16 protein-coding genes are annotated in these 15,913 nt (G+C 67.7%); 11 read left to right on the top strand and 5 right to left on the bottom strand.

Annotation, left to right across the window (positions count from 1 at the left end):
- Positions 1-137 precede the first annotated feature (137 nt).
- A complete protein-coding gene (locus ACFU5V_RS08015; protein WP_219460050.1) occupies positions 138-617 on the bottom strand; it encodes an SRPBCC family protein in 480 nt (159 codons plus the stop codon).
- An 84-nt stretch (positions 618-701) separates the two neighbouring features.
- Between ACFU5V_RS08015 and ACFU5V_RS08010 the strand changes: the two genes are divergently transcribed.
- From ACFU5V_RS08010 to ACFU5V_RS07960, 11 genes are all read left to right on the top strand, one after another.
- A complete protein-coding gene (locus ACFU5V_RS08010; RefSeq protein WP_219460052.1) occupies positions 702-1,163 on the top strand; it encodes a hypothetical protein in 462 nt (153 codons plus the stop codon).
- A gap of 25 nt (positions 1,164-1,188) precedes the next feature.
- On the top strand, positions 1,189-1,560 hold the full coding sequence (locus tag ACFU5V_RS08005) for a hypothetical protein (RefSeq protein WP_378698232.1): 372 nt from the start codon (positions 1,189-1,191) through the stop codon (positions 1,558-1,560).
- A gap of 136 nt (positions 1,561-1,696) precedes the next feature.
- A complete protein-coding gene (locus ACFU5V_RS08000; RefSeq protein WP_124396213.1) occupies positions 1,697-2,305 on the top strand; it encodes a helix-turn-helix domain-containing protein in 609 nt (202 codons plus the stop codon).
- 221 nt (positions 2,306-2,526) lie between these two features.
- The gene (locus tag ACFU5V_RS07995) at positions 2,527-3,822 is read left to right on the top strand and encodes an MFS transporter (RefSeq protein WP_378698227.1); all 1,296 of its coding nucleotides are present in this window, start codon (positions 2,527-2,529) and stop codon (positions 3,820-3,822) included.
- A gap of 8 nt (positions 3,823-3,830) precedes the next feature.
- On the top strand, positions 3,831-5,195 hold the full coding sequence (locus ACFU5V_RS07990) for an FAD-dependent oxidoreductase (protein WP_378698225.1): 1,365 nt from the start codon (positions 3,831-3,833) through the stop codon (positions 5,193-5,195).
- Positions 5,192-6,439 carry a CaiB/BaiF CoA transferase family protein gene (locus ACFU5V_RS07985; protein WP_378698223.1) on the top strand — a complete coding sequence of 416 codons (1,248 nt, stop codon included), beginning with the start codon at positions 5,192-5,194 and terminating at the stop codon, positions 6,437-6,439. Before ACFU5V_RS07990 ends, ACFU5V_RS07985 begins: the two co-directional genes overlap by 4 nt.
- Entirely contained in the window at positions 6,436-7,230 is a 795-nt protein-coding gene (locus ACFU5V_RS07980) for an enoyl-CoA hydratase-related protein (protein WP_378698221.1), read from the top strand. Before ACFU5V_RS07985 ends, ACFU5V_RS07980 begins: the two co-directional genes overlap by 4 nt.
- 21 nt (positions 7,231-7,251) lie before the next feature.
- Complete coding sequence (locus ACFU5V_RS07975) at positions 7,252-8,166, top strand: dihydrodipicolinate synthase family protein (RefSeq protein WP_378698219.1); 915 nt, start codon at positions 7,252-7,254, stop codon at positions 8,164-8,166.
- Entirely contained in the window at positions 8,166-8,939 is a 774-nt protein-coding gene (locus tag ACFU5V_RS07970; RefSeq protein ID WP_378698217.1) for an SDR family oxidoreductase, read from the top strand. Before ACFU5V_RS07975 ends, ACFU5V_RS07970 begins: the two co-directional genes overlap by 1 nt.
- Positions 8,940-8,971: 32 nt before the next feature.
- Positions 8,972-10,447 carry an aldehyde dehydrogenase family protein gene (locus ACFU5V_RS07965; protein WP_378698214.1) on the top strand — a complete coding sequence of 492 codons (1,476 nt, stop codon included), beginning with the start codon at positions 8,972-8,974 and terminating at the stop codon, positions 10,445-10,447.
- Positions 10,448-10,638: 191 nt separating this feature from the next.
- Positions 10,639-12,057, top strand: coding sequence for a wax ester/triacylglycerol synthase family O-acyltransferase (locus ACFU5V_RS07960; protein ID WP_378698212.1), 1,419 nt, complete (start codon positions 10,639-10,641; stop codon positions 12,055-12,057).
- 84 nt (positions 12,058-12,141) lie between these two features.
- Here the strand turns inward: ACFU5V_RS07960 and ACFU5V_RS07955 are convergent, their stop codons facing one another.
- The 4 genes from ACFU5V_RS07955 to pyk all read right to left on the bottom strand — a co-directional run bounded on the left by ACFU5V_RS07955 (position 12,142) and on the right by pyk (position 15,865).
- Positions 12,142-13,362 (bottom strand): NAD(P)/FAD-dependent oxidoreductase, encoded by a 1,221-nt coding sequence (locus ACFU5V_RS07955; RefSeq protein ID WP_378698210.1) that lies wholly within the window; start codon positions 13,360-13,362, stop codon positions 12,142-12,144.
- 68 nt (positions 13,363-13,430) lie between these two features.
- Entirely contained in the window at positions 13,431-13,907 is a 477-nt protein-coding gene (locus ACFU5V_RS07950; RefSeq protein ID WP_378698427.1) for an RrF2 family transcriptional regulator, read from the bottom strand.
- Positions 13,908-13,977: 70 nt separating this feature from the next.
- Complete coding sequence (locus ACFU5V_RS07945; RefSeq protein ID WP_378698208.1) at positions 13,978-14,340, bottom strand: WhiB family transcriptional regulator; 363 nt, start codon at positions 14,338-14,340, stop codon at positions 13,978-13,980.
- 46 nt (positions 14,341-14,386) lie between these two features.
- Entirely contained in the window at positions 14,387-15,865 is a 1,479-nt protein-coding gene (gene pyk / locus ACFU5V_RS07940; protein ID WP_378698206.1) for a pyruvate kinase, read from the bottom strand.
- Positions 15,866-15,913 lie beyond the last annotated feature (48 nt).

Here is a 15,913-nt window from a genome sequence, read left to right as displayed (position 1 = left end):
AGGAGGGGGGGGGGGGGGTGCCGGCTTCTCGCAAGAGGGTTTTCGGGGGGGGAGGTGTTCTTTGTGCTGTGGGGTTGTCAAGGGCGTTTTGGGGTGGAGTCACACAACGCCCCCCCCCCCCCGACGGTCCTCGACTGTCAGGCGGAAGGTTGCCCGTCGTTCGCCTCGGCGAGTTCGGCAAGCCGGTCAGCGGACGCCAGCAGCCAGTCGGACGTGGTGTTGCGGGCACGCTGTTGGCGTTTCGGGTCGTCGGTCAGGCGCGACCAGTCATAGGTATGCGTGACGCGAACGCGGTTCTCGTCGAGCGGCTCGAGCTCCCAGCGCCACAGATGCCCCGGCGGTGGATGGCCGTGCTCGGACGGCGTCCAGGCGATCAGACGCCCCTCCTCGAACTCCACCACGTGATTATCGCGAATGCCTGCGTTGGTGAGCGTCATGGTGAATACGTCACCCACGGCGCGCACCCGCTGGCCGGGCGCGGCCTCGGCCAGGTTGTCGTTGCCGTCCCAGCGCGGCTGTTGCGCCGGGTCGGCGATCAGTTCGAAGATCACCCGCGCCGGGGCCGCGATCACACGGCTCGCGGTGACGACGGTGGGAATCCCGTTCTCCTCGGTCATGACTCGATCAAACCACGAGGCATCACTCGTGGCGTGTTTCCGAGGTACCGTCAAGACCATTGACCGACGGCGATCTGGAGCACCATGTCTCTTCCCACGCTCGGCAAGTCGATCGCGATCACCGGACTGGCGCTGGCCGGACTGTTCGGTGCCGCCGCCCCGGCCGCAGCGGATCAGACCCAGGACCGGTGGGTGAACATTCCGGCCACCGCGACGGTCGCTCACGGACTTGCCTGTGGTGGCCGGATCGGAGGCGTCACCGTTGCCACCGACGCACTGCCCGGCCTGGTCTACGTTCGGCTGAACGGGACGTTCGTCGGTGTGTCGTCGACGCCGGGAGTGCTGTGCTCGGTATTCGCGACGCTGCACTGGCGCAACCTGGAAACCGGCGCCGCAGGTTCGTGGTCCGCCGACGTCAGTGGCGGGCTGCTCGACTTCCCGGCGGAACCGTGGGCCCACCTCGAGACGGGATCCGGTCGCGTCGAGGTCACGCTGACCACCGACCGCCCGCACATCCCCAGCACCACACAGATCAACGTGTATTGAGCACCGGACGAGGAAAGGGCACAACATGCGCAACCTTCGACGTACGGCAGTGGCGGGGGCCATGATCGCGGGACTGATGACCGTCGGAACCGCAACGGCGTCCGCCGCGCCGTTCGGCTCCCTCGGCGACGGCCCCGATCTCACGATCACCCAGGCGAATACCGATGGCGTCAACGCGTGCGCCGTGCGCGTCACCAACGAGGGCGACGGCACCGCCACCGGCGTCACGGTCCACACCCCGCTCGTGTACGAGAGCACGAACCTCGGCACGCTCGCTCCCGGCGAATCGAAAATCGCCCAGTACTTCGACTGCGGATTCTCCGACCGCATCTTCTACTTCGCCACGACCGCCGGCGAGACGAACTGGGCCGACAACTTCCTGTACCTCGAACTCTGACCGCCCGCGGTCCCCGCCGACCTAGACAATCGCGGATCCAATGAATTTGTTCAAAATATTTAAGAAGAGCCATTGACTCGCTGAAGATCTTCACTATAGTTTTGTGAGTCAGGTCACCCAGCGGGAGGAAAAGCCAGTGACGGCTGAGAGCACAACGCACACTCCCCCCGCGACGAGTGCCCTGTTGACGACCGTCGGCAACAAGATTCGCACCATGCGCAAGGAGAAGGGCCTGACCCTTGCGCAGCTCTCGGACATCACCGGACTCAGCCCGGCGATCGTCAGCCAGATCGAGCGTGGTCTGGCCAATCCGTCCTTCACCACCCTCGCCCAGCTGGCCCACGGGCTGGACATCCCGGTCGGCAGATTCTTCATCGGCCAACCGGACACCGCATCGCCCGTCGTGCGAAAACACGAGCGGCGCAACCTCGTCGGCGTCACCAAGAAGTCGATGGGGGAAGCCGTCTACGAGCTGCTCACTCCCGAACTGGGCGGCGGCGCACTGGAGGCGCAATGGATCGAAACTCCGCCCGGGCACGACACCAGCGCAACCCCGTTCCGGCACAGCGGCGAAGAGTTCGGCATCATCCTCGCCGGCCGCAAGGACATCTATCTGGACGGGGAATGCCATTCCCTGGAAGCGGGTGACTCGATCACCTTCTCCTCGGACATTCCGCACTGGTACAAGAACAGCTACGAAGAGGTATGCGTAGCGATCTGGGTCAACGCACCACACGCGTGGTGACCGCGGCGCACATCCGCACCGGTACCAGAACAGCTACGAAGAGGTATGCGTAGCGAATTGGGTTGACACACCACACCGTGGTGAACCCGGCGTCCACCGCCTGCCGTCAACCCAACCTCCTTACCGTCGGGCCGTCTCCCCGGCCGGACACAGCGCGTCGCGTTGCCGCGACGCGTCATACCCTCTTGCACCCTCGAGGTGCCAGCGTAAGGACAAGTCCATTGCTAGACACCACTGTGACAGCACCGAGCAGGCAGCAACAACTCACCCCCGAGGTCCGCAAAGGCCTTCTCGGCCTCGGCCTCGGCAACGCCCTCGAATGGTACGACTGGATGGTCTTCGGCCTCCTGTCGGCGTTCATCGGACCGAACTTCTTCCCCTCCTCCGACCCCCTCAGCGCGACGCTGAACACGCTGGCCGTCTTCGCTGTCGGCTTCGCCTTCCGGCCGCTCGGCGGCGTCATGCTCGGAACCCTCGCGGACCGGATCGGCCGCCGACGGGTCATGTTGATCTCCATCAGCACGATGGCCGTCACCACCCTGATCATCGCGATCACCCCCGGCTACGCGCACATCGGGGCGTGGGCCGGAGCCATCCTCGTCGCCTGCCGCATCGTGCAGGGCGTCTCCACCGGTATCGAGGCGCCGCTCTCCACCGCCCACGCCGTCGAACTCGTCCCCGCCGGACGTGAAGGCCTCGTTGCCGGCGTCATGTCGTTCTACGTCAACCTCGGTGTGCTCCTGGCATCCCTCGTCAGCTTCCTGTGCAGTCTGATGATCGGCGGGGCCGCGATGGGTGAGTGGGGCTGGCGTATCCCCTTCGTCATCGGCGCCGTCTTCGGCATCGTGGTCGTGTACCTGCGCCGCGCTCTGCCCGAGACCATGCGTCCGGAAGAGCTGTCGGACAACACGACCCGCGCAGTCTGGACCGGGGTCCGCAAGCATTGGCTCAGCGTCGTCGCCATCATCTTCGTAGTCGGCGCCGCCCAGGCCTACAACTACGCGTGGAACGTCGGACTGCCTGCCGCCGCGCGCAGCAACTTCAAGGAAGATCCCACCGCCGTGTTCGCCCTGACGACTGCGCTGGGCGTCGTCCTGGTCATCGGAAGCTGGGTGGTCGGCAAGCTGACGGACGGCAAGTCCATGTCACGCTGGTTCCTCTGGACCCGCGCCCTGGCCATCCCGGCGGTCTTCCTGATGCTGCTGTACGTGCAACCCGGGATCGGCGGCTTTGCGGTCGTGCTGCTGGGCGGCTCGGTGGTCCTGGTGCTGAACATGACCCTGTACAACGTGATCAGCACGTCGCTCATGCCCAAGAACTGCCGTGGCGCCGGAGTGTCACTGGGGTACGGGGTCGGCGTGGCGCTGTTCGGCGGCACCGCCTCCTACCTGCTCGTCTGGTTCCAATCCGTGAACGCCAACTGGATCTTCCCGGTCTACGTGGCCGTTCTCTCCGTCCTCAGCATCGTCTTCTACCTGCTTGCTCGCCGTGCCAACGGCATCTTCGTCGGAAAGTAAGGACTCCCATGACCACTCTCGATCTGCGCGTCACCAGCCAGGACCTCGGTGCCCCCGTCGTCAACCGCTCCCAGGTGCTCGTGGTGGGCGGCGGCCCCGCCGGCGTGGCCGCCGCCGTCACCGCGGCCCGTTCCGGTGTCAGTGTCACGCTGCTGGAACGCTATTCGTCGCTCGGCGGCCTCGCGTCGGGCGGTATGGTGCTCGTCCTCGACGACATGATCAACGGACAGGACATCACGGTCACCGGCATCGTCTCCGAATACGTGGAGCGACTCCAGGCGCTGGGTCTCGCCGTCGTCCCGCCGAGAGAAGACCGCACCACCTCCACCGAACTGTGGAACAAGTGGGGCCGCTACGGAACGTTCGACTTCCACTCCCACACGAACCCCAAACCCATCTGCTACGCCGCCGCATTCGATCCCGACGGCTGGAAGCGGGTCTCCAACGACCTCGTCCGTGAGGCGGGCGTCAACCTCCGGCTGCACACCTGGTTCTCCCGTCCCGTCGTGGACGACGGCGTGGTCAAAGGTGTGGTGTGCGAAACCAAGTCCGGCCCGCAGGCCTTCCTGGCGGACGTGGTCATCGACACGACGGGCGACATCGACGTCGCCTCCCGCGCCGGCGCCTCCCACATCAAGGACAGTTACATCACCACCCTCGTCTTCAGGCTGGGCGGGGTGGACACGGCAGCGGCCGAGCGCTTCGAACAGGAAAACCCGAAGGAAGCGCGGGCCGTCAACCGCAAGATCAAGCGACTGCTCGGCGGCGCCTGGGAGCTGTGGTGGCTCAAGACACCGCTCGACGGCGTCGTCTGGTGCAACGCCCCGCACATGAGCGGTTTCGACGGCACCGACCCGGGCGACCTCACGGCCGCCGAGTTCGCAGCCCGCGACCGCATCACGGAGGCGGTGGAGTACGTCAAGGAGCACCTCCCCGGGTTCGGCAACTGCTACATCGTGGACGTCGCTTCGCAGTTGGGTGTCCGGCAGACCCGCCTCCTCGAAGGCGAGTACGTCATGACGAAGGACGACGTCACCACACGACGGCATTTCGCCGACTCCGTCGCCCGCGGACGCGACTACTACTACCCGTACCGCTCGCTCCTCCCGAAGGAGGTCGAGCAGTTGCTCGTGGCCGGACGCCACTACTCCGCAACACCCGACGCCCAGAAGATGTCCCGCGAGATCCCGCCCTGCATGGCCATGGGTCAGGCGGTCGGCGTCGCCTCCGCCCTCGCCGTCCGGGACGGCGTGAGGGTCCGCGACGTGTCCGCCCTCGACATCCAGGCGGGCATGCGCGAGAACAGCGCAGACCCCGGCGACATCCCCTCCGCCAACGCCACCCTCGACCAGGAAGCGACGGTCCCGGCATGAGCACCACCACCGAAGAGCTGACTTTCCCGGCGACAACCACCCCCGACCCGGTTCCCGCCGTCCCGCAGCTGCCGCTGACCGGGATCAAGATCGTCGACTTCACCCAGGTCTACATGGGTCCCAGCGCGACGCAGATGCTGGGCGACTACGGCGCCGACATCATCAAGGTCGAGCGTCCCGGTGCCGGTGACATCGCCCGGAACTCGTTCCCCGACCCGGACGGGCAGGACAATCCGATCTTCCTGGCCATCAACCGCAACAAGCGCAGCATCAGCGTCGACACCCGCACGGAGGACGGCCGGGCCGTGCTGCGCCGGCTCATGAGTGATGCGGACGTGGTGGTCAGCAACTTCCGGGCCGGCGTGATGGAACGCATGGGTTTCGGATACGACGAGCTGAAGAAGGACAATCCCGGGATCATCTGGGCGTCCGGCACCGGTTTCGGCACGGAAGGTCCCTACTCCCACAAGGGCGGCCAGGACGCGATCGCGCAGGCGTATTCCGGAGTCATGTGGCGCCGCGAGTCGGACGACGCGCCCCCGGTCGTCTACCCGACCACCCTGTGCGACTACACCACCGGTATGCACCTGATGCAGGGGATCCTGCTGGCGCTGCGGGCCCGCGAGCAGTACGGCACCGGGCAGAAGGTCGAGGTCACCATGTACGACTCCATGCTGCACATGCAGATGCAGGAGGCGTGCATGCAACTCAACCGCGGCTACGAAGTCAATTGGGGCGCAATGCCGTTCACCGGCGTGTTTCCCACCACGGACGGCGCCGTCTGCATGGTCGGCGGATTCACGGCCGACCCGCTGCTGCACATCTCCCGTGCCCTCGGCTTGGACGAGGACCTCACGCTCCGACCGGAATTCGCCACGAAGGAACTCCAGTTCGACAACAAACCGGCACTGCAGGCGATCTTCCGTGAACGCTTCGCGAAGAACACGACGGAGTACTGGACGCAGAGGCTCGAGGAGGAGGGCCTGCTGAACGCGCCGGTCAACACGCTCGAGCAGACGTTGGCCGACGAGCAGACCCGGGTCAACGGCATGATCGTGGAGGCCGAGCATCCCAGCGTCGGCACGGTGAAGATGCTGAATGCCCCCATCCGGCTGTCGGCGACCCCACCGTCCATCCGGCACAGCGCACCCCGTCTCGGGGAACACAATGCCGAGGTGTTGAGGGAACACGGCTTCGACGACGACGTGATCGCCCGTCTGACGGCGCTGGGGGTCCTCGCATGACCGGGCACACCGACGACGTCATCCTGACGATCGACGACGGTGTGGCCACCGTGACGATCAACCGTCCGCACGTGCTCAATGCCGTCGACGGTCCCACCACCGCACGCCTCAACCACATCTGGGAACAGCTGGAGCGGGACAACAGCATTCGCGCCGTCGTCGTCACCGGCGCCGGGCCGAAGGCCTTCTGCACCGGAGCGGACATGAGCTCCGCCGCGGTGGACAAGACCGGCCTCGAGTACTGGGCCGAGCTGGACGTCAACGGCTTCGGCGGTCTGAGTCTGCGCACGACCCTCGACGTACCGGTGATCGCGAAGGTGAACGGCTATGCGCTGGGCGGTGGCATGGAAATCGTTCTGGGCGCCGACATCGTGGTCGCCGCCGACACCGCCCGGTTCGGGCTGACGGAGCCGCGGGTCGGGCGGCTGGCCCTCGACGGCGGCATCCATCAGCTGGTGCGCCGGGTCCCCTACACCCAGGCCATGGGCATGCTGCTGACAGGGCGCAAGGCCGACGTCACCGAGATGCAGGCCATGGGGCTCGTCAACGAGGTGGTCCCGGCCGAGGAGCTGAACGCCGCAGTCGACCGCTGGCTCGACCAGATCCGGGCGTGCGCGCCCACCTCGCTACGGGCCGTCAAGCAGATGGTCACGCGCACCGCCCATCTCACCGCCACCGAGGCGCGGGGGCTGCGACTTCCGGCACTCATGGCCGCCTTGGACAGCAAGGACTCCGCCGAGGGTGTGCTGGCGTTCCAGGAAAAGCGCGCGCCCGTGTGGTCCGGCGCATAGCTCGAACGGAAAGGAAGAACCATGCGCGAATCATTGGAACACGGGGTGTGGGGCGTCGTCGCCACACCGTTCGTCGGCAGCACCCAGGACGTCGACACCGACAGCCTCGCGAATCTGGTGGAGCACTACGAGAGGATCGGCGCCGTCGGGTTGACGGTGCTCGGGGTGTTCGGAGAAGCCGCGGCACTGTCCACGGAAGAACGAGTCCTCGTGCTCGAAACAGTCACCGAGGCTTCCGAACTCCCGCTCGTGGTGGGTGTCACCGCGCTCACAACCCGCCCGGTCATCGACGAGATCCGTGCCGCCCGAGCCGCGGCCGGCGACCGGATCCGAGCATTCATGTTGCAGGCCAACGCGGCCGACGCCGACGTCGTCACCGACCATCTGCAGGCCGTCCATCGCGTCACCGGCGCCGACGTCGTGCTGCAGGACTACCCCGCGGCCAGCGGCGTGACCATCGGCACTGCCGCGCTGGCCGCAGTCGTGCGGCGTTGCGAGTTCGTCGCGGCCGTCAAGGCGGAGTCACCACCGACATCCGTGGCCGTCGCCGAACTCACCGCCGCCGTGAATGTCTCGGTGTTCGGCGGGCTCGGCGGGCAGGGCCTCCTGGACGAACTAGCCTCCGGCGCCGCCGGCGCGATGACGGGATTCTCCTGTCCAGAGGCGCTGGTGGCCTGTGTCCGGGCCTGGCAGACGGGTGGATACGAGGCCGCCCGCGAAGTCCTGCAACCGTTCCTGCCCCTCGTCAACTTCGAGCAGCAGGCCAGGATCGCGCTCGCCGTCCGCAAGGAGCTGTTGCTACAGCGCGGACTGATCCGGGACTCGGCGGTGCGCGCCCCGGCCGCACCGTTCCCGGAGGTGCTCCGCGACAGTCTGACAACGCATCTAGCCGAGGCCTCGCGGGCCATCGAGACGCTCACCGCCGGGAGGATCTGATGGATCTCGGAATCCGCGGCAAGACCGCGCTCGTCGCAGCGTCCACCGGCGGCCTCGGCCTCGCCGTCGCCCGGGCCCTCTCCGCCGAGGGCGCACGCGTGGCGATCACCGGACGGCGGCGCGATCGTGCCGAGGAGATCGCATCGTCGTTGGGCGGCGCCATCGCGATCGAGGCCGACCTGAGCACTTCGGACGGCACCGCGACCGCCGTCGAGCGCACCGAGGCGGACCTGGGACCGGTCGACATCGTGGTGCTCAACGGGCCCGGGCCCAGACCGGGCGCGGCGGCGACACTGGGCGCGGACGATCTCGCGGCGGCATTCGACATATTGCTCCGCCCGCACCACGCACTCGTCTCGACCGTCCTCCCCGGCATGCGGGAGCGTCGCTGGGGTCGGGTTCTGGCCATCGGCTCCTCCGGAGTTGCTGCGCCCCTGCCCAATCTGGCGATGTCCAACACCGGTCGCGCGGCCCTGGCGGGATACCTCAAGACCCTCGCCGCCGAAGTCGCCCTCGACTGCGTCACCGTCAACCTGCTGCTGCCGGGACGGATCGCCACCGACCGGGTGGCGGAGCTGGACGCCGCCGCCGCCAAGCGCCGAGGTGTCACCGTCACCGACATCGAAATCGAATCGCGCAAGACGATCCCGGCCCGCCGCTACGGCGACCCCGACGAATTCGGCGCTGCCGCGGCGTTTCTCTGCAGCGCGCCTGCGTCGTACATCACCGGTGTCGCACTCCGCTGCGACGGCGGCCTGATCCGCAGCCTCTAGACACCAGACCTCCACTACTCGAGGAGACCACCATGACCACGACCATCACCGAGCCTTTCGGTTCACACTTCCGCAGCGACGTCCCGACCGCACAGCACCTCGTGAACGGCGAATGGCTGGGCGGCGCCGACACCGCGCGCTGGAACCCCGCCCGCCCGCACGAACTCGCCGCCTACTCGCCGAGTGGGGGTACCGCCGAGGTGGACGCCGCCGTCACCGCCGCGGCCGCTGCACAGCCGGCCTGGGCCGCGCTCCCCGCACCGGCCCGCGGCGCGATCCTCATGACGGCGGCAAACCTGTTGCAGGAACGGGGGTCCGCGGTGGCCGCGGACCTCGTCCGCGAGGAAGGCAAGACCCTAGCCGAGGCCCGGGGCGAAGTCACGCGTGCCGTGGACGTCCTGCGGTTCTTCGGGTCCCTCGGTTGGGCGGCCACCGGCGAGGTGCTCCCCAGCGGGCTGCCCGGAACCAGCATCACCACCCGCCGCGAGCCCCTGGGCGTCTTCGGGCTCATCACGCCGTGGAACTTTCCCATCGCCATCCCGGCGTGGAAGGCGGCACCCGCTCTGATCTCGGGCAACACCGTGGTGCTCAAGCCGGCCGAACTGACGCCCCTGTCGGCCACCCACCTCGCCCGCGCCCTCCACGACGCCGGTCTCCCCGCCGGTGTCTTCAACGTGGTCCACGGCACGGGGCGGGTGGTCGGTGACGCCCTGGCCCGCGATCCCCGCGTCGCGGGGCTGTCCTTCACCGGCTCCACCACCGTCGGACTGGGGCTGCAGGACATCCTCAACGCCCGCCGGGCCCGGGTACAGCTCGAGATGGGCGGCAAGAACGCGGTGCTGGTGCTCGACGACGCCCGGAACGCCGCACAGGTGGTGGCCGCGGGCGCGTTCGGGCTCACCGGGCAGGCGTGCACGGCGACGTCCCGCGTGTACGTGACCCCCGGGATCCGCGAAGCGTTCCTCGACGCGCTGGTCGAGGAGGCCGCGCGGTGCGTTCCGGGTGACGGTTCGGTCGACTCGACCCGCATGGGCGCGGTGGTGAGCCGCACGCAGTTCGAGCAGAACCGGGCGGCGGTGCGCTCCGCGGTCGAACGCGGCGCGACCCTGCGGCACGGCGAGGACGCCGGGGACCCGTCCGCCGGACTCTTCTTCCCGGCCACCGTGCTCACCGATCTGCCGCTCGACGATCCGGCGGTCACGGACGAGATCTTCGGGCCGGTCGTCGCCGTGCTGGAGGTCGCCGACTACGAGGCCGGGCTCGCCGCCGTCAACGATTCCCGCTACGGACTGACCGCGGGCATCTGCACCGACAGCCTGGCGCGCTCGACGGACTTCGCCGCCCGGGCGCAGGCCGGTGTCGTCAAGATCAACCGTCCGACGGCCGGGCTGGATCTGAACGTGCCGTTCGGCGGGGTGAAGGACTCGTCCACGAACACGTTCCGGGAGCAGGGCCGTAGCGCCGTGGACTTCTACACGTGGGGGAAGACCGTATACACGGGTGTCTGATCGCGGGAGTGTGATCGTGTGTGTGGCGGAAACGGTGACTGTGCTGTACAACTGAAACAGCGAGACCGGTTTGTGACATGAACCACACCTAAACGTTACTTTTACACACTGCAATATCGACATGAACGACAGTTCCGGGGGGAACGGATCCGCGCAGGCAGATCCCGTTTCGGGAACGGTAAGGACACCACATGCTGTTCCCGATGGCGCCGACCGACTCACTGTTTCTGCTCGGCGAGTCCCGCGAGCATCCGATGCACGTCGGCGGCCTGGCGGTGTTCACCCCACCCGAGGGATCGTCCGCGGCCGACGTGCGAGCGATGTTCGATGCGGCGCTGATCGGCGACCAGGTGGCGGCGCCCTTCCGTAAGCGGGCCCGCCGCTCGGTGACGTCGCTCGGCCAGTGGGGCTGGGACACCCTTCCGCACGACGAGGTCGATCTGGAACATCACGTGCGCCGCGACGCCCTGCCGCAGCCGGGCGGAATGGCCGAGCTGATGACCCTGGTGTCGCGGCTGCACGGCACCCTGCTCGACCGCAGCCGGCCGTTGTGGGAGATGCACCTGATCGAGGGCCTCGCCGACGGCCGCTACGCGATCTACACCAAGATCCACCACGCCCTCGCCGACGGCGCGTCCGCGATGAGGTTGCTCCGCGACAGCATGAGCGAGGACCCGCACCGCCGGAACATGCCCACCCCGTGGCAGCCCCGGACCCCGCTAGTGGCCGTGCCGGACGCGGGCACGGCCGTCACGACCGGTCCCGGCTCCGCGCTTCCGGCCATGGCGTGGGACGCTGCCCGCGCCGCGGCGGGCGAGGTGGCCGGACTGGTGCCCGCGGCGCTGGGCACCGTGGACCGCGCTCTGCACGGCAAGGGTGGTGCGTTGTCGCTGACCGCGCCGCACACCCTGTTCAACGTGCCGATCAGCGGGGCCCGTCACGTCGCCGCCCGGTCGTTCCCCATCGAACGGATCCGGCTGCTGGCCAAGCACGCCGACGCGACCATCAACGACATCGTGCTGACGATGTGCGCGGGCACCCTGCGGGCCTACCTGCACACCCGCGACGCGTTGCCGGACAACCCGCTGATCGCGATGGTCCCCGTGTCGCTGCGCGCGCCGGAAACCGGAACCGGTGACCGCACTCCCGGAGGCAACCGGGTGGGGGTGCTCATGTGCAACCTGGCCACCCACCTCCCCGACCCCGCGCACCGCCTCGAGACGGTGCGCAACTGCATGAACGAGGGCAAGGCCGCGCTGCAGGCGATGAGCCCCGCCCAGGTGCTCGCGATGAGCGCCCTCGGCGCCGCCCCGCTCGGAGTCGAGATGTTCCTCGGCCGGCGGGGGCCGCTCCGTCCGCCGTTCAACGTCGTCATCTCCAACGTCGCGGGACCCCGAACCCCGTTGTACTGGAACGGCGCCCGCCTCGAATCCCTCTACCCGCTGTCGATCCCCACCACCGGGCAGGCACTCAACATCACCTGCACCAGCAGCGACGACCAGATCGTCTTCGGCCTCACCGGCTGCCGCCGCACCGTCCCGGACCTGCACCCGATGCTCGACCACCTCGACTCCGAACTCGATCTCCTCGAAACCGCCGTCGGACTCTGACGGTTGGCGAGCACCCCGCTCGCAGTCCAGCGCCCCGTCGCAGCTCGGGCAAGTTATTCACCGGCCGCGGCGGGCGGGCAATTCTCAGGTGAGAGCCTCGAGTTCGGCCGATCGCCAGGTTCCGTCCGGAACCGCCAGCGACAGCAGAGCATCCGGATCACCGACCGGCGGATAGATCGCAACGGTATTGATCGACTTCTTCACCACCGCTCCCTCCGCGCCTGTCATCTGCACCTGTCGGTCCCACCCGGAAGCGAACACTGCCCCGGCCGGTCCGAGAGCCAGGCACGTGACATACGACGCAGGAGCGAACGGCACGAGATCTCGGTCGAGCAGATCGGCGACAGCGTTGTGCCCGACGAACTTTCCCTGCGGCAGCGCATGCTGGCAACTCTGCATCACGACGTGGCCGGGGTCTGCGTACGCGGCGGCGGTATCTCCCGCGGCGAACACGTCTGCGAGACCGGCCACCTTCAGATGCTCATCGACGGTGAGACGACCGAGTCGGTCTCGTTCTCCGGGGATGTGCGCTGTCAGGGGGCTGGCCTGCATGCCCGCCGTCCAGATCACCGTGTTCGCAGCGATCCGGTTGCCGTCGGCGAGCTGCACTCCGTGCGCGTCGACCGAGGTCACATCCACGCCGAGGCGGACTTCGATCCCGAGGGTGTCGAGGGCTTCGAGGATCGCAGGACGTGGTCCCGCACCGAGCCCGGATCCGACGACGTCACCGCGATCGAGCAGGATCACCCGGATCGGCGCATCCGCGGCGATCTCGTGGAGTCGATCGGTGAGTTCGGCGGCGATCTCGAGTCCGGTGAATCCTGCCCCGATCACGACCACCGTGTACCGGCCCTCCGAATCCGGGCACGCGGGCAGACTGCGCAGGTGCCCGTCGAGATAGGTGGCGGCACCGAGCGTGTCGATGTCGAAGAGGTGCTGGGAACCGGGAAGGGTGGGGGTGACGAGTCGACTTCCCGTGGCCAGCACCAAACGGTCGTAGCTCAGCGACGTGGTATCACCGGTTCGGGTGATCCCGTGAACCTGGTTGGTGGTGGTATCGATGGATGTGATCGTGGCCGCGACCCGCTCCACTCCGATCGGGCCGAGCAGCCCGTCGAGGGAGCAGCGTTTGGTCTCCGGCTCCCGCTCGTAGAGGCGGGGCCGGATGACGTGGTCGTCACCGGCATCGACCAGTGTGATCGTGAGGTCGTTCCGCGGCACGCCCGCATCGCGTCGCAGCCGGGCGGCGCTGGCCGCCGCCCAGACCCCTGCGAAACCGCCTCCAATAATCAGGACATTTGACATCTAGATTCTCCTCATGAGTGAACCGCCCACCTCGGGCGGATGATTCGAAAGTTCCCGCTTGTGTGCGATCAGCCCCGGTCGTACGCCCGGCGCATACGCTCGGCGAGTCCCGGAGCGTGCCGCTCAGCCTCGACCCGGACGTCGTCGACGCTCTGACCGGCCAGCTCCCGCCGCCACGCCAGATCCGCCTTCCGCATCGCCATCGACACCGCACACGGCATCGACAACTGACCGGCCGGCATGTCGGCACCGACGCCCTGGGCACGGATCTCGGTGCACCGAAACGCCTCCTCGGCACCCTCGATGGCGGTGACGACGTCCAGGACACTGATGTGCTTGGCCGAGCGGGTCAACACGAACCCGCCCGCGGCACCAGGCACGGACGTCAAAATCCTCGCGCGCACGAGCGCCTGCAATTGTTTGTTCAGGTACGGAGCCGGCAGATCGTAACTACGTGCGAGCGCAGCGGTCGACACCGGGCGATCGTCATCCACCCACGCCAGCGACAGCACAACGTGCATTGCCCACTCGACACCTCGCGACATCCGCATAACCTAGATAATAAATATCCAGATATGTGCCGTCAAGGCGCTGACCCCCACCGCGGTCGGCCTGTCACTGCCTACCGGGGCGGGGGTGTCGCGGCGAGATGCGAAGACCCCTGGCCGGCTTACGGTTTGACTGTGGATTCAGTTGGGGCCGATCCTGACCGAATCGCCGATCCGATTCGGTCAGCCCTCCCCAGACGCCGTAGGGTTCGCCGACGTCGAGTGCGTGGCGTCGGCATTCGTGTCGGACCGGGCAACCCCGGCAGAGTTCCTGCGCCTGCCTCTCCCGGCGAATGCGCGTTGCCCTGCTTTCGCTGTCGGGCCCGAAGAAGAGGTCCGACCGGGTCGTGCGGCACAGCGCACGGGTCTGCCAGTCCCAGAGATCGGAGTGCGGTGTCAGCAGACGAACGGTGAGTGTCAAAGATGGCATGGGATAGTCGTTTCCGAGTCCTAGTGGTCGTCTTCGTCTCCGACACCTAGTGGTCTTCTTCGCCGATTCTGTGGACGTGGATCAGGTTGGTCGAGCCTACGGTGCCCGGCGGCGACCCCGCCACGATCACCACCAACTCACCCTTCTGATACCGACCCAACCCCAGCAACGCGTTGTCGACCTGCCGCACCATCGCATCCGTACTGTCCACCGGATCGACGATGAACGTCTCCGTCCCCCACGTCAACGACAACTGCGACCGCACCTCCGGCAACGGCGTGAACGCCAGCAACGGCAACGGCGTGTGCAACCGCGCCAACCGCCGCACCGTATCCCCCGACTGCGTGAACGCCACCAACGCCTTCGCATCCAACCGCTCCCCGATGTCGCGGGCCGCGTACGAGATCACACCCCGCTTGGTCCGCGGCACATGCGTCAGCGGCGGCACCTGCGGCGACTCGTTCTCCACCGCCTCCACGATCCGCGCCATCGTCCGCACCGTCTCCATCACGTACTTACCCACCGACGTCTCACCGGACAGCATCACCGCATCGGCACCGTCGAGCACCGCATTCGCCACATCCGACGCCTCCGCGCGGGTCGGCCGCGAGTTCTCGATCATCGACTCCAGCATCTGGGTGGCCACGATCACCGGCTTCGCGTTCTCCCGGGCGATCTGGATGGCCCGCTTCTGCACCAGCGGCACCTGCTCGAGCGGCAACTCCACCCCCAGGTCACCGCGCGCGACCATCACCGCGTCGAACGCCAGCACGATCGCCTCGAGGTTGTCGATCGCCTCCGGCTTCTCCAGCTTCGCGATCACCGGGATCCGCCGGCCGACCCGGTCCATCACCGCGTGCACCAGTTCCACATCCGCCGGCGACCGCACGAACGACAGGGCGATGAAATCGACACCGAGCGCGAGCGCGAACTCCAGGTCGGCGATGTCCTTCTCCGACAACGCCGGCACCGACACGTTCATCCCCGGCAGCGACACACCCTTGTTGTTGCTCACCGGGCCGCCCTCGGTGACCCGGCAGATCACGTCGTTGCCCTCCACCCCGGAGACGACGAGACCGACCTTGCCGTCGTCCACCAGCAACCGGTCACCCGGCCGGGCATCCTCCGCCAACTGCTTGTACGTGGTCGACACCCGGTCGTGGGTGCCCTCGCACTCGTCGACGGTGATCCGCACCTCCTCACCGTTGGCCCACGTGGTGCGCCCCTCCGCGAACCGGCCCAGCCGGATCTTCGGGCCCTGCAGATCGGCCAGGACACCGACCGCCTTGCCCGTCGCGTCCGAGACCGCCCGGACACGTTTGTAGTTCTCCTCGTGGTCGGCGTGCTCGCCGTGGCTGAAATTCAGCCGCGCCACGTCCATACCGCTCTCGACGAGCTCGCGAATACGGTCACCGGTGGCGGTAGCAGGTCCAAGTGTGCACACGATCTTCGTGCGTCGGGACGTGCTGAGCAGACCGGGCTGTGCGGTGTGTGACGCGGACCGTTCGAGATCGATGGTGGGCATGTGGCTCCTCGCGGCTGGGTTGAGAGTGGTTGTGTGACTCGACAGGTT

The sequence above is a fragment of the Rhodococcus sp. NPDC057529 genome (assembly GCF_042802055.1).
Lineage (GTDB): Bacteria > Actinomycetota > Actinomycetes > Mycobacteriales > Mycobacteriaceae > Rhodococcus_F.
The sequence above is the reverse complement of the archived record's forward strand: the minus strand, read 5'-3'. Positions and strand labels throughout refer to the sequence as shown.